The sequence below is a fragment of the Actinacidiphila yeochonensis CN732 genome (genome assembly GCF_000745345.1).
Classification (GTDB): Bacteria; Actinomycetota; Actinomycetes; order Streptomycetales; family Streptomycetaceae; genus Actinacidiphila; species Actinacidiphila yeochonensis.
In genome coordinates, this window is record NZ_JQNR01000002.1 from 109,304 (window position 1) to 134,897 (window position 25,594).

The 25,594-nt window shown below is 72.9% G+C and carries 29 protein-coding genes; 7 read left to right on the top strand and 22 right to left on the bottom strand.

The window, feature by feature from the left end; all coding sequences use genetic code 11:
* Positions 1 to 465 (bottom strand): hypothetical protein, encoded by a 465-nt coding sequence (locus tag BS72_RS00850; RefSeq protein WP_037905333.1) that lies wholly within the window; start codon positions 463 to 465, stop codon positions 1 to 3.
* 343 nt (positions 466 to 808) lie between these two features.
* Here BS72_RS00850 and BS72_RS00855 point away from each other — a divergent pair, with 343 nt between their 5' ends.
* A complete protein-coding gene (locus BS72_RS00855) occupies positions 809 to 2,164 on the top strand; it encodes a DnaJ-like cysteine-rich domain-containing protein (RefSeq protein ID WP_037905335.1) in 1,356 nt (451 codons plus the stop codon).
* A gap of 54 nt (positions 2,165 to 2,218) precedes the next feature.
* Here the strand turns inward: BS72_RS00855 and BS72_RS00860 are convergent, their stop codons facing one another.
* From BS72_RS00860 to BS72_RS00920, 13 genes are all read right to left on the bottom strand, one after another.
* A complete protein-coding gene (locus BS72_RS00860; protein WP_037905339.1) occupies positions 2,219 to 2,545 on the bottom strand; it encodes a hypothetical protein in 327 nt (108 codons plus the stop codon).
* Positions 2,545 to 3,261, bottom strand: coding sequence for a hypothetical protein (locus tag BS72_RS31860; RefSeq protein ID WP_051950372.1), 717 nt, complete (start codon positions 3,259 to 3,261; stop codon positions 2,545 to 2,547). Before BS72_RS31860 ends, BS72_RS00860 begins: the two co-directional genes overlap by 1 nt.
* A gap of 139 nt (positions 3,262 to 3,400) precedes the next feature.
* The gene (locus BS72_RS36185) at positions 3,401 to 4,384 is read right to left on the bottom strand and encodes an AAA family ATPase (protein ID WP_051950373.1); all 984 of its coding nucleotides are present in this window, start codon (positions 4,382 to 4,384) and stop codon (positions 3,401 to 3,403) included.
* 182 nt (positions 4,385 to 4,566) lie between these two features.
* Positions 4,567 to 5,160 carry a helix-turn-helix domain-containing protein gene (locus tag BS72_RS36190; protein WP_051950376.1) on the bottom strand — a complete coding sequence of 198 codons (594 nt, stop codon included), beginning with the start codon at positions 5,158 to 5,160 and terminating at the stop codon, positions 4,567 to 4,569.
* Between the two features lie 153 nt (positions 5,161 to 5,313).
* On the bottom strand, positions 5,314 to 6,129 hold the full coding sequence (locus BS72_RS31870; RefSeq protein WP_051950383.1) for a winged helix-turn-helix domain-containing protein: 816 nt from the start codon (positions 6,127 to 6,129) through the stop codon (positions 5,314 to 5,316).
* 31 nt (positions 6,130 to 6,160) lie between these two features.
* Entirely contained in the window at positions 6,161 to 6,541 is a 381-nt protein-coding gene (locus BS72_RS00885) for a hypothetical protein (protein WP_037905342.1), read from the bottom strand.
* Between the two features lie 100 nt (positions 6,542 to 6,641).
* Positions 6,642 to 7,418, bottom strand: coding sequence for a VWA domain-containing protein (locus tag BS72_RS00890; protein ID WP_078900911.1), 777 nt, complete (start codon positions 7,416 to 7,418; stop codon positions 6,642 to 6,644).
* Between the two features lie 91 nt (positions 7,419 to 7,509).
* Positions 7,510 to 8,187: a DUF6884 domain-containing protein gene (locus tag BS72_RS31875; protein WP_051950385.1), complete on the bottom strand. Its 678-nt coding sequence runs from the start codon at positions 8,185 to 8,187 to the stop codon at positions 7,510 to 7,512.
* Positions 8,184 to 9,074, bottom strand: a complete 891-nt coding sequence (locus BS72_RS36195) for a hypothetical protein (RefSeq protein WP_051950390.1) — start codon at positions 9,072 to 9,074, stop codon at positions 8,184 to 8,186. Before BS72_RS36195 ends, BS72_RS31875 begins: the two co-directional genes overlap by 4 nt.
* A gap of 73 nt (positions 9,075 to 9,147) precedes the next feature.
* Positions 9,148 to 9,621 carry a hypothetical protein gene (locus BS72_RS00905; RefSeq protein WP_037905346.1) on the bottom strand — a complete coding sequence of 158 codons (474 nt, stop codon included), beginning with the start codon at positions 9,619 to 9,621 and terminating at the stop codon, positions 9,148 to 9,150.
* A gap of 11 nt (positions 9,622 to 9,632) precedes the next feature.
* On the bottom strand, positions 9,633 to 10,124 hold the full coding sequence (locus BS72_RS00910) for a hypothetical protein (RefSeq protein ID WP_037905350.1): 492 nt from the start codon (positions 10,122 to 10,124) through the stop codon (positions 9,633 to 9,635).
* Between the two features lie 39 nt (positions 10,125 to 10,163).
* Complete coding sequence (locus BS72_RS00915) at positions 10,164 to 10,652, bottom strand: hypothetical protein (protein ID WP_037905353.1); 489 nt, start codon at positions 10,650 to 10,652, stop codon at positions 10,164 to 10,166.
* 66 nt (positions 10,653 to 10,718) lie between these two features.
* Entirely contained in the window at positions 10,719 to 10,979 is a 261-nt protein-coding gene (locus tag BS72_RS00920) for a hypothetical protein (protein ID WP_157856110.1), read from the bottom strand.
* Between the two features lie 311 nt (positions 10,980 to 11,290).
* On the opposite strand from BS72_RS00920, the gene BS72_RS31885 reads away from it, so the two are divergent.
* The 6 genes from BS72_RS31885 to hisF all read left to right on the top strand — a co-directional run bounded on the left by BS72_RS31885 (position 11,291) and on the right by hisF (position 15,474).
* Positions 11,291 to 11,620, top strand: coding sequence for a hypothetical protein (locus tag BS72_RS31885; RefSeq protein ID WP_051950392.1), 330 nt, complete (start codon positions 11,291 to 11,293; stop codon positions 11,618 to 11,620).
* Positions 11,621 to 11,748: 128 nt separating this feature from the next.
* Positions 11,749 to 12,225, top strand: coding sequence for a hypothetical protein (locus BS72_RS00930; protein ID WP_037905357.1), 477 nt, complete (start codon positions 11,749 to 11,751; stop codon positions 12,223 to 12,225).
* Positions 12,226 to 12,355: 130 nt separating this feature from the next.
* Entirely contained in the window at positions 12,356 to 13,219 is an 864-nt protein-coding gene (locus BS72_RS00935; protein WP_157856111.1) for a hypothetical protein, read from the top strand.
* 190 nt (positions 13,220 to 13,409) lie between these two features.
* Entirely contained in the window at positions 13,410 to 13,841 is a 432-nt protein-coding gene (locus BS72_RS00940) for a GFA family protein (protein ID WP_037905361.1), read from the top strand.
* 185 nt (positions 13,842 to 14,026) lie between these two features.
* On the top strand, positions 14,027 to 14,671 hold the full coding sequence (hisH, locus tag BS72_RS00945; protein ID WP_051950395.1) for an imidazole glycerol phosphate synthase subunit HisH: 645 nt from the start codon (positions 14,027 to 14,029) through the stop codon (positions 14,669 to 14,671).
* On the top strand, positions 14,659 to 15,474 hold the full coding sequence (hisF, locus tag BS72_RS00950) for an imidazole glycerol phosphate synthase subunit HisF (protein ID WP_078900912.1): 816 nt from the start codon (positions 14,659 to 14,661) through the stop codon (positions 15,472 to 15,474). The genes hisH and hisF overlap by 13 nt, the downstream gene beginning before the upstream one ends.
* A gap of 101 nt (positions 15,475 to 15,575) precedes the next feature.
* Here the strand turns inward: hisF and BS72_RS31890 are convergent, their stop codons facing one another.
* Genes BS72_RS31890 through BS72_RS31905 form a run of 8 tightly spaced genes read right to left on the bottom strand, consistent with a single transcriptional unit; the run spans position 15,576 to position 25,531 of the window.
* A complete protein-coding gene (locus BS72_RS31890; RefSeq protein WP_051950397.1) occupies positions 15,576 to 16,361 on the bottom strand; it encodes a class I SAM-dependent methyltransferase in 786 nt (261 codons plus the stop codon).
* Positions 16,358 to 17,158: a HisA/HisF-related TIM barrel protein gene (locus BS72_RS00960; RefSeq protein WP_037905362.1), complete on the bottom strand. Its 801-nt coding sequence runs from the start codon at positions 17,156 to 17,158 to the stop codon at positions 16,358 to 16,360. Before BS72_RS00960 ends, BS72_RS31890 begins: the two co-directional genes overlap by 4 nt.
* Positions 17,159 to 17,174: 16 nt before the next feature.
* A complete protein-coding gene (locus tag BS72_RS00965; RefSeq protein ID WP_037905365.1) occupies positions 17,175 to 18,494 on the bottom strand; it encodes a phosphoribosyltransferase in 1,320 nt (439 codons plus the stop codon).
* Positions 18,491 to 19,279 (bottom strand): HAD family hydrolase, encoded by a 789-nt coding sequence (locus tag BS72_RS31895; protein WP_051950399.1) that lies wholly within the window; start codon positions 19,277 to 19,279, stop codon positions 18,491 to 18,493. The genes BS72_RS00965 and BS72_RS31895 overlap by 4 nt, the downstream gene beginning before the upstream one ends.
* Positions 19,276 to 22,248 (bottom strand): methyltransferase domain-containing protein, encoded by a 2,973-nt coding sequence (locus BS72_RS31900; RefSeq protein WP_198545728.1) that lies wholly within the window; start codon positions 22,246 to 22,248, stop codon positions 19,276 to 19,278. The genes BS72_RS31895 and BS72_RS31900 overlap by 4 nt, the downstream gene beginning before the upstream one ends.
* On the bottom strand, positions 22,157 to 22,885 hold the full coding sequence (locus BS72_RS00980; RefSeq protein WP_078900914.1) for a phosphoribosyltransferase family protein: 729 nt from the start codon (positions 22,883 to 22,885) through the stop codon (positions 22,157 to 22,159). The genes BS72_RS31900 and BS72_RS00980 overlap by 92 nt, the downstream gene beginning before the upstream one ends.
* The gene (locus BS72_RS00985; RefSeq protein WP_037905371.1) at positions 22,878 to 24,326 is read right to left on the bottom strand and encodes a hypothetical protein; all 1,449 of its coding nucleotides are present in this window, start codon (positions 24,324 to 24,326) and stop codon (positions 22,878 to 22,880) included. Before BS72_RS00985 ends, BS72_RS00980 begins: the two co-directional genes overlap by 8 nt.
* A complete protein-coding gene (locus BS72_RS31905) occupies positions 24,323 to 25,531 on the bottom strand; it encodes a DegT/DnrJ/EryC1/StrS family aminotransferase (RefSeq protein WP_051950407.1) in 1,209 nt (402 codons plus the stop codon). The genes BS72_RS00985 and BS72_RS31905 overlap by 4 nt, the downstream gene beginning before the upstream one ends.
* Positions 25,532 to 25,594 lie beyond the last annotated feature (63 nt).

Below are 25,594 nucleotides of genomic sequence, written 5' to 3' on the forward strand. Positions count from 1 at the left end.
TCAGTCGTGCAGGGCGACGCGCAGGACCGCGCCGAAGTCCGGTGCGCGCTCCAGCTCCTCCAGGAGTTCGGCGACCTCGGTGTCGGAGAGGTCGGCGGGGACGGCCCGGGCAGCGAAGTGGAGGGTCGCGAAGTGCGGCGCCCACTCCTTGAGCGAGTTGAGGTCGAAGGACACCGCGTCGGGGCGCTCTTCGCCGGTCGCGGTGAAGTGCTGACGCAGGGTGGTGCGGATCTCTTCGAGCTCGGCGGGGCTGACGAGGGGCGGCCGCAGGTCGCTGATGCGGCGCCCGTTGGGCATGCAGCCGCAGCCGTCGCACAGGCGGGTCCCGCGCGGGTTGTCGTCGCGGCAGGCGGGGTTCTTGCACTGCCACAGCAGGCCGGCCCGCCGCAAGACGTCCCGTACGACCGGGTCCTCCGGGTCGGTGGCGGCCGTCAGTGCTTCGTCGAGGACAGAGGCGAGAGTCAAGGGGCGAGTCCTTCGCGGGAGCGTCACTGACAGCCGCCCCACCACCCGGCGACACATAAAGTATATCGCCAAATAGGGCTTTGAGTCAAGTTTTATGTGTCTAAATCTGTGGGGGCGCACAGGAGCGTGAAGCGGTGGATTCGGCCTGCGGGCCCGCGTGAGGCTCTACGATGGCCCCCTGGCCAGACGCGTACTGCCACGGTCGCCCGCCGCTTGCGTCCACATCCGCAGCGGCACCGCGGCGGCGAGGGTTTGCGGACCCCGCGCGGTTGCCGGTGTACCTACGCGCTTCAGCCGCGGCACGATGTGGGCGCCCCGCGCCGCGGCAGAGGAGCCGATCCTGATGACCAAACGACGCACCACCGCCCAGCAGCGCGCCCGCGAGATGCAGCGCGCACCCGGTGCCCGGATCACCTACGGGCGGGCCCTGGAGTCGGCCCGGCGGGCGCCGAGCCCGGACCAGGCCCGCGCGGTGCTGCGCGACCTCGCCGTGGCCGCCGGCGTCTGCGTCTCCTGGCGGGAGCGGATCCGCCACCACCTGGCCGGCGCGGACCGCGATGGCTGGCCCGGCCAGGTCCAGGCCGCCGAACTGCGCGAGGACCTGCACCTGCTGGCCGGCGCGACCCCTCCATCGCGCGACATGCCCGCAGTCCCCGCGGCGTTCGAGCACTTCCCGCTCGCCGTCCTGCACCAGGCCGCCAGCGGGAGCGGGGAGGCCTTCGCGGCGGCGGCCGTGTGCGCACTGGGCGGACCGCTGCGCCACCTGCTGCGGCACCCCTACGGGCAGCCGCCGCGCCTGGACGACGTGGTCTACCGCTCCCGCACGGCGCCGACCACCGCGCCGCGCCGCCGGCTGACGGTCGAGACCTCCGACGGGCTGCACTTCCAGGACGTCTTCTACCCCAGGCCCTGGGGCACCCAGGACGTGGCCGGCTTCTACCGCAGCGACGCGGCCGGCGGAGGGCGCGAGGCGGCCCGGGCCGTCCTCGCCCATGCGCTGGGCGGCGCCGCGCCGTCGAGTCTGGCGGCCTGCCGGGCCTGCCACGGCAACGGCTGGCTCAGCGCGCTGGACGGCGGCCACGACGAGCACGCCCCGGCCTACCGCTCCGACGGCGGCCCGGTGTGCGTGTGCGCCGCCTGCCGCGGAACAGGCCTGCGCCCGCTGCCCGCGACCGAGTTCGACGATCGCTTCGGAGGCCGACTCGAGGACGCAAGGCGCGGGGCCGGCGTGACGCGCAGCGAGATCCTGGCGTGGGCCGCCGACCGGCTCCCGGCCGGACCGGGCGAGCCCGCCGGATGCGGCGAGGGCCTGCAGAGCGGGTACGCCGCGGCCGTGGTCGACGCCGTGCGGGCGGCCGGCTTCACGGTCGAGGGAGAGGAGCCCTGCGAGCTCGACTTCGACGTCGACGGCGGACTGGGCGCCCACTTCTACGCCGGCGGCGAGGCCGCCGAGCGCCGGTTCGGCCGGCCGCGGGTACTGGTCATCTGGTACGACGACCGCGGCTGGAGCGTGACCGGCTTCGGCGGCCACCACCTGCTGCTACCCGGCGAGTTCGTCCCCGCGCCCGAGGATCTGGCCCGGGAGCTGGCCGAGGGCGGACAGGCCGCCGACGAGCGAGAGGAGCGCATCGCGCTGCGCCCGCGGGACGTCGACGTCTACACCGCGGTCCTGTCCTACCTGGTGCCGGCGGCCGGTTGACGGCAAGCGGCCCGCGCGGCGCCCGGTCGGGGCGCGGCGCGGGCCGCGGGCGGCTCAGCGCGGGCCGTCGTCCGGCGCGCAGCTGGAGCACTGCCCGCCGGACTCGGCCTCATCGTCGGTCAGGGCCGTGTCGCAGGAGTCGCACCAGCCCGCGGGCCAGGTGAAGCCGAGGCGGGAGAGGAGGTCGGCGATCTCCATGTAGGCGTCGGCGCCGGAGAGGTTCTGGTCGGCGATGTGCACCAGGGTGACGCGGACGGCGGCGACGGGGTTGGGCACGTCGCACCGGCGGGTGACGTGGTCGGTGAGGGTGACCAGGAGCCGGGCGAGCGGGTTGAGCAGGACGCGGGACGCGGTGCGCAGGGTGCGCAGACGGCTCGTCATCAGGCTGCCACCTCCGCGGCCTTGGCGCCGGTCGACGGGCTGCCGAGGGAGTCCAGGAGGGGGCCGACCAGGGAGCGGGCCACCGGCATGTCCGCGTCGCGCCAGCTGGGGTGGGTGTCGATCAGCTTCCACAGGGCCGGGCTCATCGGCACGATGTCGAAGCGCTCCTCGGCGCGGACGTCCTGCGGGTCGCGGGCGCCGTCGGCGTCGATGAGGTGGCCGTCGTGCGGGCGGACGGCGGCGAGGTGCGAGAGCTGGCAGATGCACAGGCCGTCGGCGACGGCGTCGCCCATGCCGCAGGAGTCGTACTCGTCGGCGCACTCGCGGTCGGCCAGGACCACGGTGTCCCAGCCGGTGGTCTCGGCGACGGCGCGGGCCAGCGCGTGGCACTGGCCTTCGGTGAACGCAGTGCGCGCGGTCTCGTCGAGACGGCCGGGCGTGACCTGGAACTCCGCTCCGTCGGCGCCCAGGACGGTCACGGGCCGGTCGTCGGGAAGTCCGAAGGCGTCGGTGAGGAGCTGGATGAAGGTGTCCAGCTTCTCGTCGGCCTCCAGGGCCGCGACGCGGCGGGTCTCCTCGTACGCGTCGAACTCGCCGTCCATCACGCCCTCGACATCGCAGTGCTCCTTGAGCGCGGCGTGGTGGCGGGCGGCCATCTGGCGGTAGTCGGCGAGGATCTGGTGGACGACGGAGCGCGGGTCGGGCGTGGCGGGCAAAGGCGGTCCTCTCGGCAGCGAAGACGGCGCGGGTGCGCGTCTGCGGCGCCGGTGCCGGTGAGCGGGCACGTTGACCTCCGGGTCGTAAGCGGGGTGGGCGGGCGGTCGGGGGTGCGGCGGCCGGGGCCGCCGCACCCGGTCAGGCCGACGGGGCGGCGTGGGCTTCCTGGGCGGCCTGCTGCTGCATCGCCCGCCCGCGGTTGGTGATGTAGGTGTTGATCGGGACGGGCTGGCCGTTCTCGCCGGGGACCTGGAGGTCTTCGAGGTAGCGGCGGCGGACCGTCTCGCGTACGGCCCCCAGCTCCTCGAACGAGATGTCCGGGCTCATGACCCGCAAGATCAGTTCCTCGACCGGCTCGGGCGGCGTCATGGGGGCGCCCGCCTCCAGCCAGGCGCGGATCTTCGCGCCGAAGTCCTCGCCGGAGCGGTGGACGACTTCGGAGCCCAGAGCCGCGCCGAGTGCCTTGACGACCACGATGCTGTGGTCGGCCTCCAGGGCGGCGGTGATCTGGAACTCGTACTCGATGCCGTCGCGGGCTTCCGGCTTGCCGCCGAGGCGGCGGATGAAGTTCCGGCCCTGCTCGTCGATCTCGGGCACGTAGTGCGTCTTGGAGCGCAGGGTGACGATCACGTGGCCGGGATAGTTGAACAGGGCGTCCATCATGCGGCGTTCGCGCGGGCGGACCTCGCGCCAGCCCGCCTTGCTGTCCCCCGCGCTCTGGGAGGCGTCGTCGGCCTGGTCCCGCACTCCGCCGTTGCCGCTCCAGAACAGGCTGAACGAGTCGACCACCACGACGTCGTAGCCACGGGCCGCGCAGTCGGCGAGCGCCGCCACCAGCACCTCGGGCGAGCAGAACGTCAGCGGCGGGCAGACCTCGAAATCGACCTCGTCGGCGTACTGGGCCGCCTGCCCGTGGGCGGTCTCGATCATCCCGATCCGGCCGCCGAGAGCGGCGGCGACCTTCAGGGCCACGGGCGTCTTGCCGGACCCGCTGGGACCGCTGAGCGCGATCCGGCCGAAGGTCTGCGCCTTGACCGCAGGAACGAAAGGGAACTGCGAGTAGTGGATCAGCTGGCGCGGCGGAGCGCCGGACGGCTGCTGTTCATATGTGTCCGTCGTCAAGGTTCCTCCGGAGCCTCGAAGCAAGTCAGCGCGCGGTCCCGGTCCCGGAGCAGGGATGCCCATCACGAACTCCAGAGCCGGGACCACCAGCGCCTTTGACACATATAACATACCACATTGGGCGGTGTTTTTCCAGGTCAGAGCCTGTTTTCCGACTCCGAGAATCAGTCCGGTTCGGGGAACTACAGCAGCTTGTACGGCCGGCCGTCGTCGTCGAACCCGTCCGGCTTCTCCTCGGGCTCGGCCTTTCTGCGCTGCCCTCGCTTCTTCTTCTGCTCTTCGAGGGTTTCGCTGTACCAGAAGGGTCGGAACAGCTCGTCGTGCCCGTCCGGCTCGGGGATGACGCCCTTGGACCGCATCTGCTCGAAGGATTCGGTGGTGGCGTAGCCCAGTTCCTTCGCGGCGTGCGGGACGTAGTAGCGGTGCTTCGGCTTGCGACTGGTGCCGGTCGGGTCGATGGTCGGGCGAACAGGCAGCCAGCGGCCGCCGCCCTTCTCCTTGATCTCCTCCACCAGCGAACCGTCGGGGTTCATGTAGCCGACCGCCTTGAGGTAGGCCTCGACCACCCGGCGGGGGTAGCGGGGGCGGTCCTCGTGGGCTTCGGGGACCTCGATCTCGAGGTCGGCCGCCACTTTCTGCAGCGCGGAGGGCAGCACCGGCTTCTTGTTCTTCGCGTGCTGCGGCGGAGCCTTGTGCCATCTCTGCGCGGTCTGCCGGCTGACGCCGGCCAGTCTGCTGATCTCGGTCAGGCTGAGCAGCTCGTCGCCACGGGCCATCGAATTCTCCTGTCACTTAAAATGTACCTCGATGAGCGTACCGGTAAGTTATACGTGTCGCACAGTGTGTTGCGGGAAACGCCCCGCGCGCCGGCTGGAACCAGCCGGCGCGCGGGGCGGTGGATCAACGAAGGAACGTCGGTGCGGGGGCATTCACCTGCCGACCGGGGTGCGGTCCGGATCCTCCGCCTGCCGCCCGGGGGAGGCCGGCTCGCGGCGGGCCACGTAGGTGCCCGAGCGGGGGCCGGCGACGGTCAGGCCCCGCTCTCTCAGCAGGCGCAGCGCGTGCTGCGCGCAGTTGGCCGTGTAGTCGTACTGCTCGGCGACCTGGCGTGCGGAGGGCATCCTCGTCCCGGGCGGGAACGCGCCGTCGGTGATCATCTGCTCAAGCAGAGCGGTCAGCTGGAGGTAGCGGGGTACGCGGCGGTGCGTCAGGGGGCTGGCGGCCGGGGCCGGCTCGACGGGGACGAGGTCGTCGAGGCCGGGCAGCTCCAGCGCGTCGCAGGCGGTGTGGTCGGTGACGAACACCCCGCGGGTGCTGCGGTCCAGCAGCCCTTCGCCGACCAGGAGGGACTGGGCGCGCTCGATGGTCTGCAGGCCGACGTGGTACTGGGCGGCCAAGGCCCGCTGGGAGGGCAGTTGGGCTCCGGGGCGCAGGTGGCCGCCGTGGATCTGGGTGCGCAGCAGGTCGGCGAGCTGTACGTGGATCTTCGTGTCGAAGGACTCGACCAGCGGGGCCTGATCGCGGCCGTCGCCTCTCCACGCCCAGCCGTGATGGAGGACGACGGCGTAGTGCGCCGGGCCGCCGGCCTGCTGCCGGGCAAGGTAGTCGGCGTTGTACGCCGCCGCGGTGGCCAGGGCCGAGTCCCGGTGGGGGCGCTCGAGGACCTCCTCGAACTCGGTGAGCCACACCGCCCACGGCTGGTCGGGGTCGCCGGGACGTATGCGGTCGGGGCCGAAGAGGTTCACGTCGGGGTCGCTTTCGGGGCGGAGCGGGCGGTCAGGCGAAGGTCAGGTCGCCGCAGCGGCAAAGGTCGTGCCCGCAGGGGAGGCGGTCGTCCTCGGTAAGGCGGTGGGCGTGCCGGGCGGCCGGGTGTCCGCATACGCACGGCGCGTTGGGGAGACCGGCGGCGGCGCTGCGCGTGTACCGCTCCGCGAGGGCGGCGTTGACGTCGCGCTCGGCCTCGGCTTCCGCGAGCTCGGCGCGCAGACCGGCCTCGTCCAGCGGGCCGGTCATCTCGGTGGTGTCTATCCGGGCCAGCGCCGTGGCGATGGCCGGCTCCAGGCGGGCGTAGGTGAGCAGCAGGCGCAGTGACTGGGCGAGTTCGTCTGCACTGCGGGCCACCTGGGCGTGGCCGGCGGCTGTTAGGGCGTGGTCCATCTCATCTCCGCACGTGGGCTGTTGGGCGCCTCGGCCGGCTCCGGCCGGGTCCCGCCGCACAGGGCGGGACCGGTCCGGGAGCGGAGGGGGCCGAGCGGGGTCAGCGCAGGATGCCGGCGGCGCGGGCCGCGGTGAGGTAGGGGCCGAACTGTGCGGTGATGCCGTCGTACAGGGCGGCGTCGCCCACGCCGTCGGGGTCGGGCACGTGGAAGAAGCCGGTGTTGTCGATGCCCGGCAGCTGGTCGACGGTGCGCAGGAAGGCGATGTCGTCGCCGAAGCCGACGAAGCTCCAGAACATGGGCAGTTCCTTCGCGGCGGTGAGCATGTCTTCGGTGTCCTGGCGGTCGTCCCGGTCCGGGCTGCCGTCGGTCTGGAAGAGGACGAACGCCGGGTCGCTCGCGCCGGACTTCTGGTAGTGGTCGATGACGGCCTTGATGGCGTTCGTGTAGCGGGTGCGGCCCATGCGGCCGAGCCGCGCGTGCACCTCGTTGATCCGGCCGGTGTGGTTGCCCAGTTCCAGGACGGTCGTGCCGTCGAGGTCGGTGGAGAAGAACATCACCGGGACCTGGCCGTCGTCGTCCAGGGCGCGGGACAGGCCCAGCGCCCGCTCGCCCAGGTACTGCATGGTGCCGTCGTTGTAGAAGCGGCGCATGGAGCCGGAGCGGTCCAGTACCAGATACACCGCCGCACGCTGCCCCTCCAGACCGTTCTTGGAGAGGCTGAACGCCGCCTTCTTCGTCAGGTCCAGCACACCCGTGCGGGGCCGCGCCGGGACGGGGTCGGCGGCCGGGACCGGAACGGGCGCCGCGGCCGTGACCGGGGCAGCCGCCGGGGCGGGGGTGGGCTGGGAGAGGGAGGAGAGGAGCTTCTTGAGCATGTGCGTCCGATCGACAGGAGGGAGATCGCCTCCGGCGGGGCGCCGGAAGGACGGTGGGGAGAGGTTGCGGCCGCGGGCCTGTGGACAGAGGTCAGCCGCCGGCGGGCGGGTCCATCTGCCGGCCGGGGCGGTAGAGGGAGGCGAAGAAGGCCAGGTGGTCGCCGATGCCGCGGGCCCCGGCGAGGGGGTGGTGCAGGTCCGGCCACGCGCAGCGGGCGAGGGCGGCGTACGCCTTGCCAGCCAGTACGGTCACCTCGGCGCCGCTGACCGCGAGGTCGTGCGCCTGACGGCGCAGCACGTCACCGGCGACCGTGCCGTGCTGTCCCGCGCGCAGGTCGTAGTGCAGGATGCGGTCCTCGGCCCGGAGCAGGCCGAACTTCGCGGAGAGCACGAGGACGTGCGTGTCCGTGCCCGCGGCGAGGGCGTCCGCGGCGCGACGGGCGGCGCGGTGATAGCTCCCGACGTACATCTCCTGCGCCTGGGCGACCGGCAGGCCAGCCTTGGCGGAGGAACAAGGAACCAAGATCAACCGGGGGTTGGGCTCGTGTGCCGCACGCTCCCGGCCCCGGTCGGTGATCAGGCACCGGGGGGAGCGGGTGTGCGCGCCTTCCGGCTGCCGTGGCACCGGCTCGGCCAGGCCGCGTTCGACGAGGCCGACGAGGTCGTGGACGAGAACGGAAGGCGGCAGGTGGCCGCGCGGGTGGCGGACCGCTGCGTGCAGGCCCGCCCGCTGCCCGGTCGTCAGGTCGGCGGCCCGGGAGCCCGTCACCGGTTCCGTCCCTCGTCGACGAGGGCGAGCGGCATGGGCAGGCCGTAGTGGTGGGCGAGGAGTTCGGCCGCGGCCTGGTAGCCGCCGCTGGTGCGTCCGGCCTCGGTGCCGTCGGCGTCGGTGACGATCCAGAACGACTCGGGCGACGGGCCGCTGGTGGCGAGCGTGAGGATGCCGCCGACCCGGTCCGCCGGGTGGCCGTCGAAGCGAACGGCGCGCCGGAACGCATCGAGCACACCGACGCGGCGCATCCGGGCGGTGGTCTGGGCCGTATGCGGCATCACGGCCCGGGCGGACACCCGGTCGCGGCTGCGCCGCACGTCGGTGAACGCGGCGGACTCGATCAGCGCTGCCGCGATCCGGTCCAGGGCCTGGTCCCACTGCGCACGGACGACGGTGCCGGCGCGCGGCAGCGACAGGCTGTCTCCCCGGCCCCAGACGACACGCACCCGTTCCCCGTCGGGGGACACGCTGTATCCGGTGCCGCCGGCGGCGTCGTCATGGGCGGGCAGGTCGCTTCCGGCGAGGGTCGCACGGGCCAGCCGCAGGTCCCACCGCTCCGCACCGGGTACGGGTGCGGGGTGTCCGGTTGCGGGCACGGCGGAGTCCGGCACGGGCTGCTCCTTTGCCGAGACGGCGGATCGGTGGCCGGGCGGGCACTGCGGTGAGCGGCCCGAGCGGCAGCAGTCGATCGTCAGCTCGATCTGCTGGAGGTTCTTGCGGTCCCAGTCGGCGCCGCGCTCGGTGTGGCTGGTGCGGCTGTCCATGATGTGCGAGCCGCCCGGCCACTCCGAGGGGTTCCACGGGCTGTAGTGGTTGTCGCGCCAGGCGTAGGCGATCTCCCGGTGAACGGGACACAGATCGCGGGGAATCGGGGTGCTCAGCACGTGGTCTCGCGGCTCCTCACCACTCCAGAAATGACACGTAAAATATAGCCAATGCTCGAAGTGGAGTCAAGTTTTATGTGTCACTTGGGAGGTCGTCGAGACCGACTGGCCGCGCCGACAGCACCTCGGTGCACTCCCACAGCCGTACGGACTGCGGACAGGGAAGCCACGCCAGATGCGCGCGGACCGCGTCACCAGTCGGCAGCTCCTGCGGCCCCGGCTCGACGGCGAAGAAGCGGCGCGCCCGGGCCACAGCAGTCTGCGGTGGCGCGGCATCCACCGACGTGAGACGGCCCGGCCCGGGCAACTGCCCCTCCGTGATCGGCCGGCGCAGTACGGCGGTCGTGATCTCGGTGATCTCGATACGGGACACCCAGGGCCGTTCACTCGCCAGCCGGTAGTGTTCGCGCACGCCGTCCGCCGAGTCGAGACGGTGTGTCGTGTACTCGTGCAGTTCCAGGTCCCCGTGGCGGCGGTAGGAGCTGACCGACCACCTGGGCCGTCCCTGCTCCACCGCCACCACCGACCGCTCCAAGGTCACCGTCATCGCGCGCCCCGTCAGGCCTTCGCAGCGGGTTCGGGCAGGTGCGTCGAGCCCCAGGAGCGGCACGGAGCGCACGGGTGGTCCGTCCGCAGGGCCGGGCCGGAGCGACGGGCGGCGCCGAAGGTGCAGTCCGCGATCGCGCGCGCCAGCGCCGGGTAGAGAGCGGCCATCGTTTCGTCCAAGGTCTCGCCCAGCGGGATGCGCCGACCCGCCAACTCGTCCGAGGCGGACAGCTGGAGGGCGCCGTCGCGCTCGCTCAGGTGCAGGACGTGCGGGGCCAGGACAAAGCCCTCCCACATGGCCGGCACCCCGTCGAGCTTGAGTGCACCGGTGAGGGCGCCGTTGCGGAACTGCCGCGCGGTGGCGAAGTAGTGGCTGGGGGCGAAGTGGCGGCGCCCCTCGGGGCTTTCGGCGTTCCCGCCGAGCCGGTCCATCTCGGCGGCCCAGGCCCACAGGGTCAGCGGCGGCTCGTGGTGCGGGTCGGGGCGATTGCCGTACGCGGACAAGCCGGTACCTCCAGGATCAGGGGCGTCAGGGACGGGTGCTCAGCGCGAGCCGCGAACGAGGACCGGCGCATCGGCGTACCCGGCGTTCGCCTCGGCGCACATCACGTCGAGGCAGGTCCGGCTGACCTTCAGGTGGTACGCCCCGATACGCCGGTCGGGAAGGAAGTCGGTGCACTCGCCGTCGCAGCGCTCGCACAAGCCGTAGGTGGTCAGCTCGAAGCAGCCCTCGCACCGCTTGTGCCGGTCAGTGCCGAGGAAGTGCCCGGGGTACGGGCGCCGTGTCAGCCGCCCGCAGTCCGCGCAGGTGTACCAGCCCAGCTCGTTGAGGCCCGCCTCGGTGACCGCGTACCGCGCGCTGGCGGTCGTACGGGTTACGAACTCCCGGCGCACCAGCGAGTCCAGGACGCGCAGGGTGTTGGAGAGGCTGCCGATCCGCCATCCACTCTCGGGCGTCCACGAACCGGCGTTGAGGCGGGCAAGGGAATCCAGGGCTCGCCGCTGACTGCGGCCGAGCGGACGGTTGGTCAAGGCATCTCCGGGTCGGGAGTCGGCGGCTGAGCGCGAAGGCGCCCAGCCGCCGGGCGGGCGCAGGGGTCAGGCGGCGCAGGCCGGACAGTGGTTCTGGTCGTCGAGAACCTCGGTGTCGTCGCCGCAGGTGAGGCAGAGATCCGAACCGGCCACATAGGTGTCGGCCCGGCGCAGAACCTCGTCCCAGTCGATTCCGCCTGCCGCCATCCAGATCTGGAGATCGGCGACCAGGTCGGCGGCCGCGGTCTCCAGGTCGTCCTGCGAGCCGTAGCCGTTGTCGACGTACTGATCCACGGCCAACCGGCCGCGAAGAGCTGCTGAGTTCATGGCGGACTCCGTCCGTCCGGCCGCGGCGGAACCGCGGGTGCCGATGGAGTACGGCTCAGCGGGACCAGGACTGGGCCCGGCCCGCACACCGTCTGCTCGACACCCGCTCTCCCCTCTGCTCAAGCAACCCGGGCCGGTCTCCCCGACCCTCATTGACACATTAAATGTACCTTGATGGGTCTCTGCTGTCAAGTTTTATGTGTCACGGAGGCAAGGTGCAACTTCCATGAGTTGACACATAAAACTTGACTGCGTTCACGGTGTGGAGGTATGCTTTATGTGTCATCAGGTTGAGGGTGAGGGAGAAACCCATGAGCAACAAGCGCGGTCAGAAGGTCTCTGCGGTCATCGTCGGCGTTCACCGGGACGGCAGCGACTGCCCCGTCACCGGCGAAGACGCCCACCAGCACACGCCCTCCGGCCGCCCGCTCAGCCGCGACTGCGCAGCACACGGAGGCCGTATCCGCTTCGAGGTCCGCTGCGACTGCGGCCACAACATCCCGGCCGCCTTCAAGCTCCTCGCCATCGAGCACAAGGCCCTCCACCTGGCCCTGCACCGGGGAGCGCTCACCGTCACCCGCGTCGTCGACGACGGTGAGGGACCCACCGTGATCAGCAAGACCCTCACGCTCGCCTCCTGAACAGCGTGGCCCCGGCTCCCGGCGCCACGACGGCGCCGGGAGCCGCCCGGACCCCCTCCGCAGGCACACCAGCACAGCCTGACCGCACAAAACCAGCCCCCGCCGCCCACTCACGAAGGACGCGCCCCATGCCTGCCGGCCGCCCGATCGCCCTCGCCGCCGCTGTTGCCACCGCCCTCACCCTGCTCACCGCCTGCGGGCACGAGCCCCTCAAGCACGGCACGGTCAAGGACAAGCGGGGCCACTCCGCCTACCGCACTCCCACCTACACCGACAAGTACCGCAACACGAACTGCCGCACCGTGGTCACGAACGCCCTCACCCTGTCGTCCCTCACCGGACGCACCGGCGGCGGCTTCAGCAAGCCCAAGTCCGCCCCGCCCGCGAAGAAGGCCGCACCGCCCGCCTCGCCCAAGAAGCAGAAGCACTCCCGCACCACCAAGCAGGTGTGCGACCGCATCCGCGTCAGCCACCGCCGGACCGGCTGGCACTGGAACCCCGCCCACTGGGAGCTGAAGCTCAAGCAGAGCGGCCGCACCGAGTGGGTCACGGTCAACAAGACCACCTGGGACCGCGCCCGGATCAACCACAAGATCAAGATCTGACCCTCACGCCCCTCCGTCCTTTCGCCCCCGCAGGCCCCGCCTGCGGGGGCGATCTCTATCCACAGGCGAATCGCCGCACCGTCGGAGTACCCCGCGGGCAACAGGCCCGCTCCGACTCACGGTCACGGCCGTGCTCGCGGAAGGACCGCCGCCGGTGCACCAGCAACTCCAGTGGATCGTCACCATGACGGGCAGCCTCTTCGTGCTCGTCATGGCGACCCGCGCGTTCTCCATGTGGATCAAGCAGGAATACGGAGCTGCCGCGACGATGCTCGCCGGCGCCCTCGTCATCTCCGTAGCCGTCTTCTCCCCCGGCTTCGTGACCGGCCTGGCAGACAAGGCACTCGCCACCCTCACCGGCAAGGACACCCCCGAACCGAAGCCCGCGCCACGTCCCCACCCCGGCCCGACCGGCTCGGACATCCCGTGGACGCCCCTCCTCGCCGGCCTGGGCAGCCTCGCTGTCCTCGCGCTCCTCGGCGGCCTCGCCATCGCCCTCCGCGCCCAGCACCGCCGCCGAACGGCCGAGCGCCAACGCCGCGCCGACCTGGAAACGCGCCACGACACGGTCCGCGACGCCTACGCCGACTTCACCACCGACATCCTCGCCGTCCTCGACCGACCCGCCCTCAGTAACATCACCGTCCCCCAGACCGAGCGCCTCATCCTCGCGCTCGACGCCGCCCGGGACGCACGCAGCACCCCGGACACAACCAACTATCGAGCCTGCGTAATCGAGTTGGAGATCGCCTGGAAAGCCGCGGACCAACATGCCCGCAAGGCCGGCACCGCGCACCTGGCCCCCCACGAGCAGCGCGCCATCCAGCAGGCACGCGCCCTCCTCGCCACCGCCCTCGACAACGCCGGCAACACCCACGAACGCCACGCCGCCTACCAGAAGGCCATCAAGATCATCAATAACATCATCGAGATCCCCCACGAGGCTGCCACGGCGATCGAGACGGCCACCCGGTACGCGCTACCGAAGAAGTGACCGGACCCAGCCCACTTCGTCCGGTGACCGGTGACCGGAGTGACCCGAGAGCGCAGGCGGGCGTGGAAGAGGTGGCAAGAGATCCTGAGAGTGAACTCTTCCGGATCGACCTGCGGCGAGTTCCCGACGTTCGCGGAGGTATGACACGCTCCTTGGCCTAACTTGCCGCCGTCTAACGGGAGATGAACTGATGAACGCCACCCCTGAAGTCGCCGCAGCTGCTCAGGAGCGTTCCGGCGGATGTCTGTGCGGACGGATCCGCTTCACCGTCAGGGGCAAGGCCGTCTACCCACACACATGCAGTTGTCCGCACTGCCAGAAGCTCGGCGGCGGCCCGATGATGTGGTGGGCCGGCTTCGCCCCCGAGGATGTCAGCTGGACCAACGGGATCGAGCCGACCTGGTTCGAGACGTTCGAGGGCGAGGCTCAGCGCGGCTTCTGCCCCACCTGCGGAAGCCGTCTTGCGGCGGTCGACAGCGATATCCCGGAGATTGGCATCGTCGTTCCGGCCCTGGACGACACCACCGGTGACGATCTCGTCCCCGTCAACCAGTCCTTCCGCGACAGCTCCGTGCGCTGGCTGCCCCAGGTGCCGGACATCCAGGGCAGCTCCGTCGGCTGAAGCGCAGGAGATCCGGGGTGGCTTGGGGAAGAGGGCAGTTCTTTGCCGTGACCCGCAGAGCCGGGGCGGAACAAGCGGCATCGGCCAGTGGCCGCCGATAGACTCACAGTGACCCTTGCCGCTATATGACGGCGGCCAGCTACTTCAACCGGGGCGCCTTCGGCGGCCCTTAGATTGAGGCGTTCATGCAGGACGACCGACCCGTGGTCGGCGTGATCGACTACCGCACCGGAAACAGCCAGAGCGTGGTTCACGCGCTGAACTTCCTCGGTGTGCCGAACCGTCTGCTCACCTCGCCCGCGCAACTCGATGGCATCGACAGGATCATCCTTCCTGGTGTCGGATCAGCCGGGACGACGATGACCTACCTGTCCGAAGCCGGATGGCCCGAGGCGCTTCACGCTCGGGTTATCGAAGGCAGCACCCCTTTCCTGGGCATCTGCGTGGGCCTGCAGGTCCTCTTCGACACCAGCGAGGAACAGAACGCGACGTGTCTGGGCTGGTTGCCCGGGACCGTACGGGCCTTCAACGGCGCCGACGTGCGGGTGCCGCAGATGGGCTGGAACCAGGTACACCGCACCTCGACGCATCCCTTCCTGGCCGGCCTGCCGGAAGCGGGTCACTTCTACTTCGTGAACAGCTACTACGCCGACCCCTCGGACAGCAGGGATGTCGCGGCCACTACGGAGTACGGCCTGCCGTTCACCTCTGCGGTCGCGCGCGGCAACATCATGGCCACGCAGTTCCACACCGAGAAGTCCGGCCCGCTGGGGCTGGATCTCCTTGAGCGGTTCGCCAAGACCCCGCAGGAGGAGCTGTGCCCGGCCTGAACGCCGCGACCGGGCTGACCACCCGGCTGATCGCCTGCTTCGACATCATCGACGGTCGGGTCACCAAGGCCCGTCGCTTCGAGGACAACATCGACGTCGGCGACGCCGCCGAGGTTGCTGCGTCGGTGTACGCGGACGGTATTGACGAGATCATCTTCTACGACATCCTCGCCAGCGCGCAGCGCCGCCAGGCTGACCTGGCCACGATCCGCAAGGTCGCCGAGACGGTGTTCGTGCCGCTGACGGTGGGCGGCGGGATCCGGTCGCTGGAGGACATGCACGCGGTGCTGGCCGCCGGCGCGGAGAAGATCAGTCTGGACTCGATGGCGGTGCGCAATCCCTCGATCATCTCCGAGGGGTCGGCCGAGTTCGGCCGCCAGTGCATCGTGCAGTCCATGCAGGTCAAGCGCGTCCCGGTCACGGCCGAGATTCCCAGCGGGTACGAGGTGTTCATCGACGGGGCCCGGCAGGCCACCGGCATGGACGCCATCGTGTGGGCGCGCCGGGGCGAGGAGTTGGGGGCGGGGGAGATCTGCGTCAACTCCATCGACCAGGACGGCACGCACGAGGGCTACGACCTGGAGATCACCCGCCGGATCGCCGAGGCGGTCAACCTGCCGGTGATCGCCTCCGGCGGCGCTGGTTCAGCCGAGCACGCGGCGGCGGCGTTCACCGAAGCGGGCGTGTCAGCGGCGATCGTCAGTTCGCTGCTGTACTCGCCGCGCATGGAGCGCACCGTCCCGGTCGGGGAGATCAAGGCCGAGCTCGCCAAGCGGTACGGGCTCCCGGTCCGCCTGGTCTGAGCACGCTCCCTCCCGGAAACGAAGCCGGGCCCGGCCGCTGAACGCGGTCGGGCCCGGCCTTGTTTTCCGGCGCCGCACGGCCGTCCCGGGCGTACGGCGGGTCAGGGGCGGTGTGCGGTGACCAGGTGGCGGCTGCTGTCGGCGGTGAGGGGGCGGGCGTCGTAGCCGCCGAACTGCTCGTCGACGACGAAGCCGGCGGCGTGCAGCAGTTCGGTCAGTTCGGCGGGGATGTAGAGGCGGACCGAGCTGTGGCTGGTGTCGGTGGTGCCGTCGTCGTAGGCGGTGGTGGTGTGCCGGTTGAGTCTGCGCGTGGCGGGGTCCCAGGTGACCTGCTGGGCGGTTTCGGCGCGGTCGCCGCGGACGGTGCGGGTTCCCATGCCGGTGGTGTCGGGGTGCGGGGTGAAGTGGTCCATGGCCATGCGGCCGCCAGGGCGCAGGACACGGAAGGCTTCACGGAGAACGCCGAGGTCCTCGTCGGTGGTGTCGAGGAAGCCGAAGGAGTTGAACAGGAGCAGGACGGCGTCGGCGCAGCCGTCGTCCAGAGGAAGGCCGCGGACGTCCGCGTGCAGCAGGTTGATCCGCTCGCCGTCCGCCGCGGCGGTGGCGGCGGCGTGGTCGAGGAGGTCCTGGGACAGGTCGATGCCGGTGGTGTGGGTGTAGCCGCGGCGGGTCAGCTCGGCCGTGTGCCGGGCGAAGGCGCAGCACAGGTCGAAGATCGTGTGATGGGTCTGCAGGGCGAGGCGGGTGGTGAGGAAGGCGACGTCGCGTCGGGTGGTGGCGCCGTCGTGGCTGCCGTAGCGCTCCAGGTAGCCGGTGCCGCGGTAGTTGCTGATCCACCACGGGTCACCGTCGGGCGTCGGGGCGGGCGCGGGGGCGGGTTGGGTCATGTCCGGTTCTCCGTGGGCGGGGTGCGGTGAAGGCGGCCGTCGGCGTCGGGCAGGCCGCGGGGAGCGGTGAGGTAGGCGCGGCCGACGACGGCGCCCCAGCCGGTATGCCACAGGCGCGTCAGGTCGGCCCACCCGGACAGGCCGCCGGCGTACCACAGGGAGGCGTGCGGGTGGCGGCCCGCGAGGCGGTCGAGGACGTGCCAGGGGGGCGGGGTGCGGTGGGTTGCCGCGCGGGCGTCGGTGATCAGGACGGGCTGGGTGCCGCCGGTGGCGTCGAGGAGGGCGTCCAGGGCGTCGGTGAGCGCCACGCTGGTGGTGCGGGTGAAGCCGTCGGTGACGATCCGTCCGTCCACGGCGTCGAGGGACAGCATCAGTTGTCCGGCGTCGGCGAGGGTGGTGAAGTCCGGCCAGGCGTGCGGTTCGAGGCGTCCGTCGGGGAGCAGGCCGGTGGAGCCGAGCAGGACACCGGCGGCGCCAGCGTCCAGGAGGCGGCGGACGGCCGGGTCGCGCGGAGCCAGTCGGCCGCCGGCCCACAGCCGGCCGGGGTGGTGGCGCACGGCCGTCTCCAACAGCGCGGTGCTCGTGCTGGTGCCGGTGGAGCGGTCGAGGTCGATGACGGCGGTGGGCACGTCGTCGTAGAGGAGGTCGGCGAGCAGCCGTCCCGGCGGCAGGCCGGGGAGGGAGGTGACCGTGCCGTGGCGGACGTCGACGTTCACCCGCCACGGGCCGGTCGGCCCGGCGGGAGCGGCAGTGGGCAGTGTGCCCGTGGCGGTCGCCGGGGTGGGGGTGGTGGGCATGGGGGCGCCTCCGGGTTCAGGCGGCGGCGAGCGCGGCCGGGCGGGGGACGGGCGGTTCGTTCCAGGAGGCGGCGTGGGCGAGTTCGGCCCGCATGGCGGCCAGTTGGGCGGTGGTCCAGGTGCCGGTACTCACTGCGAGGTCGAAGCTGGCGGCCATCTGCCGGTGCAGTGTGCCCGCCGTACGGTGGGCTCCGTCGCTCAGGTAGGCGCCGGTGTCGCCGCGCAGCAGGTGTCCGGTCAGGCGGGTCTGGATGCTGTGGTGCAGGTTGGGGCGCAGGCTCGGCAGGTCGGCGGCGTCGGCGATGTCGTGCCGGCCGGAGCGGTGGTAGAGGGTCCAAGCGGATTCGACGCTGCGGGTGACGGCCCGACCGCCGAGCTGCTCGACCAGCTGGCGGCTGGCGCGCAGCGTGTCGCCGTAGCCCACGTTGTCGTCGATGACCAGCACGGTCGCATCCCGGGCCGCGGCGGTCAGGCGGTCGCGGTAGGCGCGGGGGGCTGTGGCGCGGTGGCGGACGGTGCCGCCGGCGCCGAGGTAGGCGACGTTGCCCTGGTCATGGAACCCAAGACGGACCAGGTGCACGTCGACCGGCCGGCCGAGCAGGGCGGGAAGGACGGTCCGGGCGGCCAGCGCGAGGGACAGCGACCCGTACAGCGGGGCGAGGACGGCGGTGACGTCGGGCCGGGGTGCCAGTACGTGCTCGGCGAGGAAGCGCAGCTCGTTGCCGATCTTGACCGGGTTGTCGAGCTCCCGGAACGTCCGCCAGCCCGCCTCGTGGGCCTGCAGCAGTGCGAGGTCGCCGGGGTCCGGGGCGAACGGGCCGGCGGCGCGGTGGCCGTGCAGCGCGGCAGCGGTGGAGGTGGCGGTCTCCAGCAGGCGTTCCAGCGCGGCCGGGCGCGGATCGTCGGTGAGGCTGGGGCGGTCGGTGAGGCCGTGCCACAGGGTGTAGGCGCCGGCGGCGGCGAGGTTGTGGAGGTTGTCGAGCAGCGCGTGCCGCAGTGCAGGGGCCTGCCCCGGCGCCCGGTGGTCCAGGCGGCCGAGGGCTTCGCCCAGCGCCGCCCAGGACGGCAGCGCCGTACGGGGCTGGTAGTAGGCCGGGCCCCGGCTGAGCCGGATGGTGCGCGCGCCCGCCGCGGGCCGGGGCCCGCCGGCGGCCGGGAGGAAGGTGTCCAGCAGGGCGGGGTCCAGGCCGGCGTTGGCCGCGAGGTGCAGCTCGGCGGAGGGAATGCGGACCAGGCCCAGCAGGTCGCAGGCGACGGCGCTCCCGGAGACGGGCGAGGCGGGGTGGGCCGTGTTCGCCCGGGGCGGGGGCGGGAGAGTGGTAGCCGTGGTGGTCACGTGGGCTCCGTTTCGCGGATCGGCCGGCGCGCGGCGTGGTCGCACAGCGCTCTCAGGCAGGAGGCGAGGCTGGTGAAGCGGGTGGTCGGCGGCGATCCGGGCGGGGGTTGCCCGGTGGGGGTGATCCAGACCGGGTGCAGTCCGGCGGCGCGGGCGCCGACGATGTCGGCGGTCCACTCGTCGCCGACGTACAGGCACTCCTCGGGCCGGACGGCCAGGTCCTCGCAGGCCTGGTGGAACGGCGCGGGATGCGGCTTGCGGTGGCCGTTGCCCAGCGCGCACACCACGGTCTCGAAGTACCGGTCGAGGCCGGCCTGTTCGAGCTTGGCGTGCTGCTGGTCGGCGTCGCCGTTGGTGACGACGCCGAGCTGGTAGACCGCCGCGAGGCGCCGGAAGGCGTCGACGGTGGCGGGGACGGTGCGGATCGCGCGCATCTGCCGGTGGGCGAAGTCGTCGACGTGGGTGGCCAGTTGCCGCTCGCTCAGTTCGATCCCGGCTTCGCGCAGGGCGGTTTCCCAGACGTGGCGGCGGGCGGCGGTGTGCGAGCCGAGCGGGGCCAGGGCGCGGTCGTAGTCGCCCCACAGCCGGTCGGAGGTGTGCACGTAGGTGGAGGCGATGGCGGCCGCGCTCACGCCGGGGTGGGCGCCGGCGAGTCGGGCGGCGACGGCGTCCAGGGCGTGCTGCCAGATCGCGCGGGTGGGGATCAGGGTGTTGTCGATGTCGAACAGGACGGTGGTGACCGCGGGCATCGGCGGCACGAGAGGCTGGTGGGGGGTGGGGGTCACTGGGCTGCTCCGTGGCCGGTCATCCGAGCGGCCAGCGCGAGGGCGGCCAGGCCCTCGGCGGCGGCGGGGGCGTTCTCGTCGCGGGTGAGGCGGAAGTACAAGTCCGGCATGAGCAGGCCGAGGATCCGGGCCCGGTCCAGGGGCAGGCCGTCGAACCGGTCCAGCAGCCAGGTCGTTTCGAGGAGCTGTCCCCCCAACGGTTCGGCCAGTGGGCAGGTGACCTCCAGGACGCCGCGGTGTTCGCGGACCGCGGCGTCGGCGAGCAGGCCGGTGTGCTTCAGGCAGGAGCCGGCGAGCTTGGCGAGCGTCTGGTCGAGGTCGTGCATGCCGGCGAACTCGGCGTCGATCACCCACCAGCGCGGCTCGGTCGGGTGGACGAGGACGTTGCCCAGGTGGAGGTCGCCGGTGGCGTGGACGAGCCAGCCGCCCGGGGCGGCCGGGGTGAGGGAGCGGCGCGCGAGGTGCATGAGGGAGCGGCAACTGAGGTGGGTCGGTGCGCCGTTGAGGTGAAGGGTGTGGTCGGCCCAGGGCCGCAGCCGGTGGGCGAGCTCCTCCACCCAGCCGGACAGCACCGCGGGGGTCTGGAGCGAGTGGTCGACGTCGTCCTCCCGGCGGGGGGTCAGCGTCGCGGTGGCGCCGTGGACCAGCCGGGCGGCCACCTCGCCCAAGACCGTCAGGAATCGCCCCGGGTCGGTGGCGGCCAGGTCCCGCAGGGGGACGCCGTCCACTTTCTGGGAGACCAGCGTCGCGTCCTCGCCGCGGTAGTGCAGCGCGGTGGCAGGCACGGGCAGATGCCGGGCGAGGGCCTGCAGACCGGTGTGCTCCCGTTCGGCGAAGGCTCGGCCGCGACCGGGCTTGACCACGACCGTGCCCGCGGTCGTGCGGGCGGCGAACACCGGCGTGCTGCTCGGCCGCAGCTGGGCCAGCGCCCCGTCGGGGGAGGCGTAGGCGGGCGCGGGGGCGTGGCAGTCCTCCGGGATCTCCCAGTAGGGGGCGGGGACCTCGTCGCGGACGCGGTCGACGGCGGCTGCGATCTCGTCGGTCAGCGGCAGCGGAGCGGGGCGCTCGGCCAGCAGCGCGGCGTCCAGCAGTCCGGCGTCCAGCACCGTCCAGCGCGCCTGGTCGTCCTCGCCCGCGTACAGCAGTCGGATCCGGCCGCCGCCCTCGGGCAGGAGCGCGGGGTAGAAGGCGTAGCGGGAGTCCGGGCTGCCGGGGCCGCCGCGGTGCAGGACGGCGCCCAGCGGCCGCCAGGTCAGGCCGTCGCGGGAGTGCGCGGCGGCCAACGAGCGGGAGGTGCCGGCGCCGTAGACCATCAGCAGGCCGCCGTCCGGGGCGGGGGCGACGGCGGGGCAGTCGGCGGCGTACGCGTCCGGGGCGCCGGCCGGGCCGGTGGTGACGACGACGCCGTGGTGCTGCCAGACGATGCCGTCGGTGGAGGTGGCCAGGTGGATGCGCCGGTGGTGGCCGTCGCGTCCGGCGTACCACATCCACCAGGCGCCGCCGCGGTGCAGCACAGCCGGCAGCAGCACGTGCTCGCCGTCGCTCGCCCCCTCCTCGGCGGCGGGGGCGAGGGCAAGGTGGGGGGCGGCCCAGGTGGTTCCGCCGTCGCGGCTGACGGTGCGGTAGATCGACCAGGCCCCGCCGTTGGGCCGGGCGCTGAAGTAGGCGTGTAGCGCCTCCTGTTGGACGACCAGGCTTACGCCGGTGACGTCGTCGCAGCCGTCCGGGACCGGCAGCGGGCGGGCGCCGTCCAGGGACACAGGCTCGTCGGGCTCGGGCAGGGCGGTGAGGACGATGCGGTTGCGGCCGCCGGTGTACCAGGGCTCGGGGGCGCGGCCGGGCAGCTGCCGGGGGATGTAGGTACGGGCGTCGGCCGGGCCGGTGGTCACGGCCAGCAGGCGGCGGCCGCGGTGGCGGATGAGGGCCGGGGCGAAGGTGATGCGGCCGTCGGTGCCGGCCAGCACGCCGCGGTGGCGCCCGACGAGGTCCGCCCGTCCCGCCTCGGTGCGGGTCCGGGTGCGCGGGCGCGGCAGTCCGGCCGGTGCGGCGGACAGCAGGAAGTGATCGCCCGCCTCGAGGAGTTCGCTCACCTGGGTGGTCTCCCGCACCGCGCGGCTCAGCGCGGTGAACGCCGCCTGGTCGGCGGCGCACTGGTCGACGTACGGGCGCATCCACGCCGCGACGCCCTCCAGCGAGTACCGGCCGGTGACCTCCAGTCCGGCCGCGGCCAGCAGGTCCTCGGCCTCGGTGAGGCGGTGGGTGCGGGTGGGCGGCATGTAGTCGTCGGCCGACACCGCAGGCAGCGGCTCGTAGCGGCCGTGGTCGAGGTATCCGCCGCCGGTCAGCGCGGTCATCTCCGTGAAACGGCCGCGCTTGAGCAGGTCCCGCAGCACCGAGGTGCGGGTCAGGAAGATCGCGTGGAACCGGCCACCCGGCGCCAGCGCGGTCGCGGCCCGGCGCACCGCCTCAAGGGCATCCGCGTCGTCGAGCAGGTGGTAGAGCGGGCCGAACATCAGCACCGCGTCGAACTGGCCCGGCGGCGGCGTCAGGCGCTGCGCCGGGCCGTGCTGCGTGCCCAGCAGGTGCCCTTCCAGACCGGCCTGGCGGAAGCGGGCGCGGGCGCTGTCCAGGCTGTTCGCGGACAGGTCGGACAGGGCGACCATGTGCCCGCGGCGGGCCAGTTCCAGGGCGTGGACGCCCGGGCCCGAACCGATGTCGAGGATGCGGCTTCCCGGGCGCAGCCCGGCCAGGACCTGCTGGTGGATGACCTCCGTCTCCAGCCGGTGGTAGGGGCCGGAGCGGGTGCGCTGCCACTCCCGCTCGGGGTCCGCGTCGTAGAACGCGGCCACCCGCTCGATGCTGCTGCCGGTCGCGGGATCAGCCGCCGTCCGGCCCGCCGGGAAGGCGCCAGAGGTCCCCATCGCGGTGGAGCCGGTCGCGGGCGGCGAGATGGTCGAGATGGGACTCAAGGAGGTCGGGGTCGATGTCATGGCCGAGGTCACGCAGCCTCTCGTCGAGCTGGGCGGTGGTCAGGGGGCCGGCGGCCAGCAGGCACCCGGCGGTCTGGTCGGCGTCGCGCAGGACCCGCCAGGGCAGGACCAGCGCGGGCAGGTCGGACATGGACCAGGCGGTGAAGTGCGGCGCCGGGTCCGCGGTGTCCGAGGCCGCCAGGCACGCCAACTGCGGTGCGTACAGAGCGAGGTGGTTGAGGAAGAAACGGGCGGTGCGGCCGGAGTCGACGACCTCGTCCACCACGATCAGCGGCTGCCCCGGCGGCGGCGTCCCGGGAGCAAGGAGCCCGTCGGCCGCGGCGAGCAGCTCCAGGCCGTCGGTGCGCTCGCCGCGGCGCCGGGCGGCGGCGGCCAGCACCGTCGAGCCGGGCAGGAGATCGGCCAGGGACTGGGCGGTGATCCACCCGCCCTGCAAGATGCCCACCAGCGTCACCGCACCAGGGTGGGCGCGGCGGATCTGCCCCGCGACGTCGGCGGCCATCTGCTGGTAGGCCAGCCAGGACACCATGCGGGCCCGGCGGCCGGCCCCTGCGGTGAACACCAGGTCCTCTACCGGCACGTCGGCAGACGGTTGCGGGCGCGGGCTGTCAGGCATCGCGGACCTCCGGGGCGTAGCGGCCCCACAGCAGTGCCAGCAGCCGGTCCGAGCCGCCCGCCACCCGCGCGAACGCCTCCTCCCACGAGCCTTCCTCCGGACCCCCGTCGGCGCCGACGGGCGGGGTGGGAGCCTTGCGGCGCGCCCACAGGCTCGGCGCGGGCGGCAGCGCCCCGCCCACGGCGCGCACGGCAGTTTCCAGGCCGGCCAGGTGCTCGCCGACCCCGCGGCCGAGCGCGGTGATCTCCTCGGGGTGGTTGAAGGGCGTGCCCACGTCCAGCGTCAGCGGCACCAGGTACACCGCGGCCGGGACGCCGGTCAGGGCCCGGCGCAGTCCGGCGTGAGTGCGGCCGGTGAACACGCTGTCGTCCAGGTGCACCACCACCTGCCCGCCGGCCTCCAGGCGCCCGGTGCGCCACGCGGTGCCCGAGACCCGGGCCATCTCCTCCTCGTGGACCGAACCCCGGGCGAGCGCGAGGCGGACCCGGCCACGCTGACCGGCCGGCAGCATCCCGGCGAGCACCGGACCCGCGGCCATCGCGCCGAATGCCTCGCTGACCAGCAGCACCGGCGCGCCCGGATGTGCTGCGTCTAGCGCCGGCCATCGGGTGTGGGCGACCGCGGCGATCTGCCACAGCACGTCGCCCTCGCGCACGGCGCGCACCGCGTCCGCCGCGACCTCGGGCCCCTGAAGCGCCCGCCCCAGCTTGCGCAGGACCTCCGGGATCCGGGCATCGGAGCTCAACGCGGCGGCCCGCTCCGCCCAGGTGGCCCGATCGTACGGACCGGCCTGACAGCCGTCCGGCTGCCACCGGTTCCAGGCCGCCTCGGCCAGCAGCGCACCGAGCCCCTCCAGGACCTCGTCCAGCACCCCGGCCGCCCCGCCGTCAGCGAGGACCGCGGCGCTCCACCGCGCGGTGCACACGTCCTGTACCGCCGATTCCAGGAACGCCAGCCACGCCAACCACGCGTACCACCCGGCCGGTTCGCGCGCCGCGGGCTCCGCCAGCGGACGGGCGAACTCCGCGTACCGGGGCCACCGTTGCTGGACGGCGGCGAACCTCGGGCCGGGCGCGGGAGCGCGGCCGGGCAGGTACATCTGCGCGTCGGCCGCGTAGTAGCCGAAGCCCCGCAGATACACCCAGCCCCCGCGCACCACACGGTCGTCGAAGAACACACGTGCCGCTGCCGGAAGTTGGTCCTCCCGGGCGGCAGGAAGGCGGAACCCGCCGCCGTCCGCCAGATGCTGCGCCGCCGCGACGCCCGGCGGCAGGCTGATCGCGACGTCGGCCCGGAGCGCCGCCGTCCAGCAGCGCTCCAGCTCCCGGCGCTGCCCGGCCATCTCCCTCGACCAGCCGAACAGCCGCCGTCGCACCGGCAGCACCAGGCCCGCCCGGCGAGGCTCGGCGGGCGCGGTGGGGACGGCGGCCCGGGCGGTCATGCCGCCACCGGCAGGGCCAGGGCCTGCGACGCCTCGGCGAAGGCGGCGGCGTAGGCGTCGATCGTCTCCTCGGTGTCCTGGTCGGTGACGCTCACGCTGATCCGGCCCACGTTGTAGACGCTCTCGCCGCGGAAGGGCCCGCACCGCCGCGGCCGCCAGGTGCCGTCCGCCGCGCGCAGCGGGACCGGACGCGTGAACAGCGGCATCCCGGACAGCGAGCCGACCGACGGGTAGTGCGCCGGAACCCCGGCGTCCTTCAGCCTCCGCAGGTAGGCGTCGACGTCCACACCGGGCCTCAGCTCGCCGGGCTGGATTTGCGGCCGGTAGGAGAACCAGCCGCCCATGCCAGCGCCGGGCCGCACCACCGGCGGCCGCACCCCCGCAAGGCCCTCAAGGCCCCGGCTCAGACGCTCCAGCAGCGCGCGGCGAGCCGCCAGGCGTTCCACCAGGTCCGCGGCGTTGGCCAGGCCCACCACCGCGGCCAGCGGGTGCATCCGCATCTTCAGCCCCAGCCCGGTCTCCCCGAACGCCGCCAGCTCCGGGTCCTTCAGCAGCAGGGCGCGGCCGCGGTAGTGGCCGGCCAGCAGAGCCCGCTCGCGCCACTGCGGGCGCGCGGCGCTGAACAGTCCGCCCTCACCGGCGGGCCAGGACTTCCTGTCCTGCATGCTGCCGACGCAGATGTCGCCGAACGTCCCCACCCGCTGCCCGCGCAGCGTCGACAGGTAGGCGTGGCTGATGTCCTCGATCAGGTGCAGATCCCGTTCGCGGCAGATCCGGGTGATCTCCTCCATCGCGGCGGGGTGCCCCAGGTAGTGCGTCACCGTCACGCACCGGGTCAGCGGGGTGATCGCCGCCTCCAGCGCCGCCGGGCACAGGTTTCCGGTGTCCGCCTCGACGTCGACGAGTACCGCGTTGAGACCGGCGTGCAGCGCCGGGCTCAGCGAGGCGTGGAACGTGGTGACCGGTCCGATCACCTCCGAGCCGGGCGGCATGTCCAGCGCGAGGTAGGCCGCGTGCAGTCCGGCGGTGCCCGAGGAGAACGACAGCGGATCCGGCAGGCCCAGGACCTTCTCGATCCGCTGCTCCAGCTCCCCGATCACGCCGGAGCCGTCCGCCACCGACAGCGCCCCTCCCGCGCGAACGTACTCCGCGAGCGCAGCCGCGATCCGCTCGCGCTGCGGACCCGGCTCGAAACGGTGCGGCATGGCGTCCTCCAACTCCCGCGTACCGGACGCCGGTAGGCGGCCGTACGCGTCGTGACAGGTGGC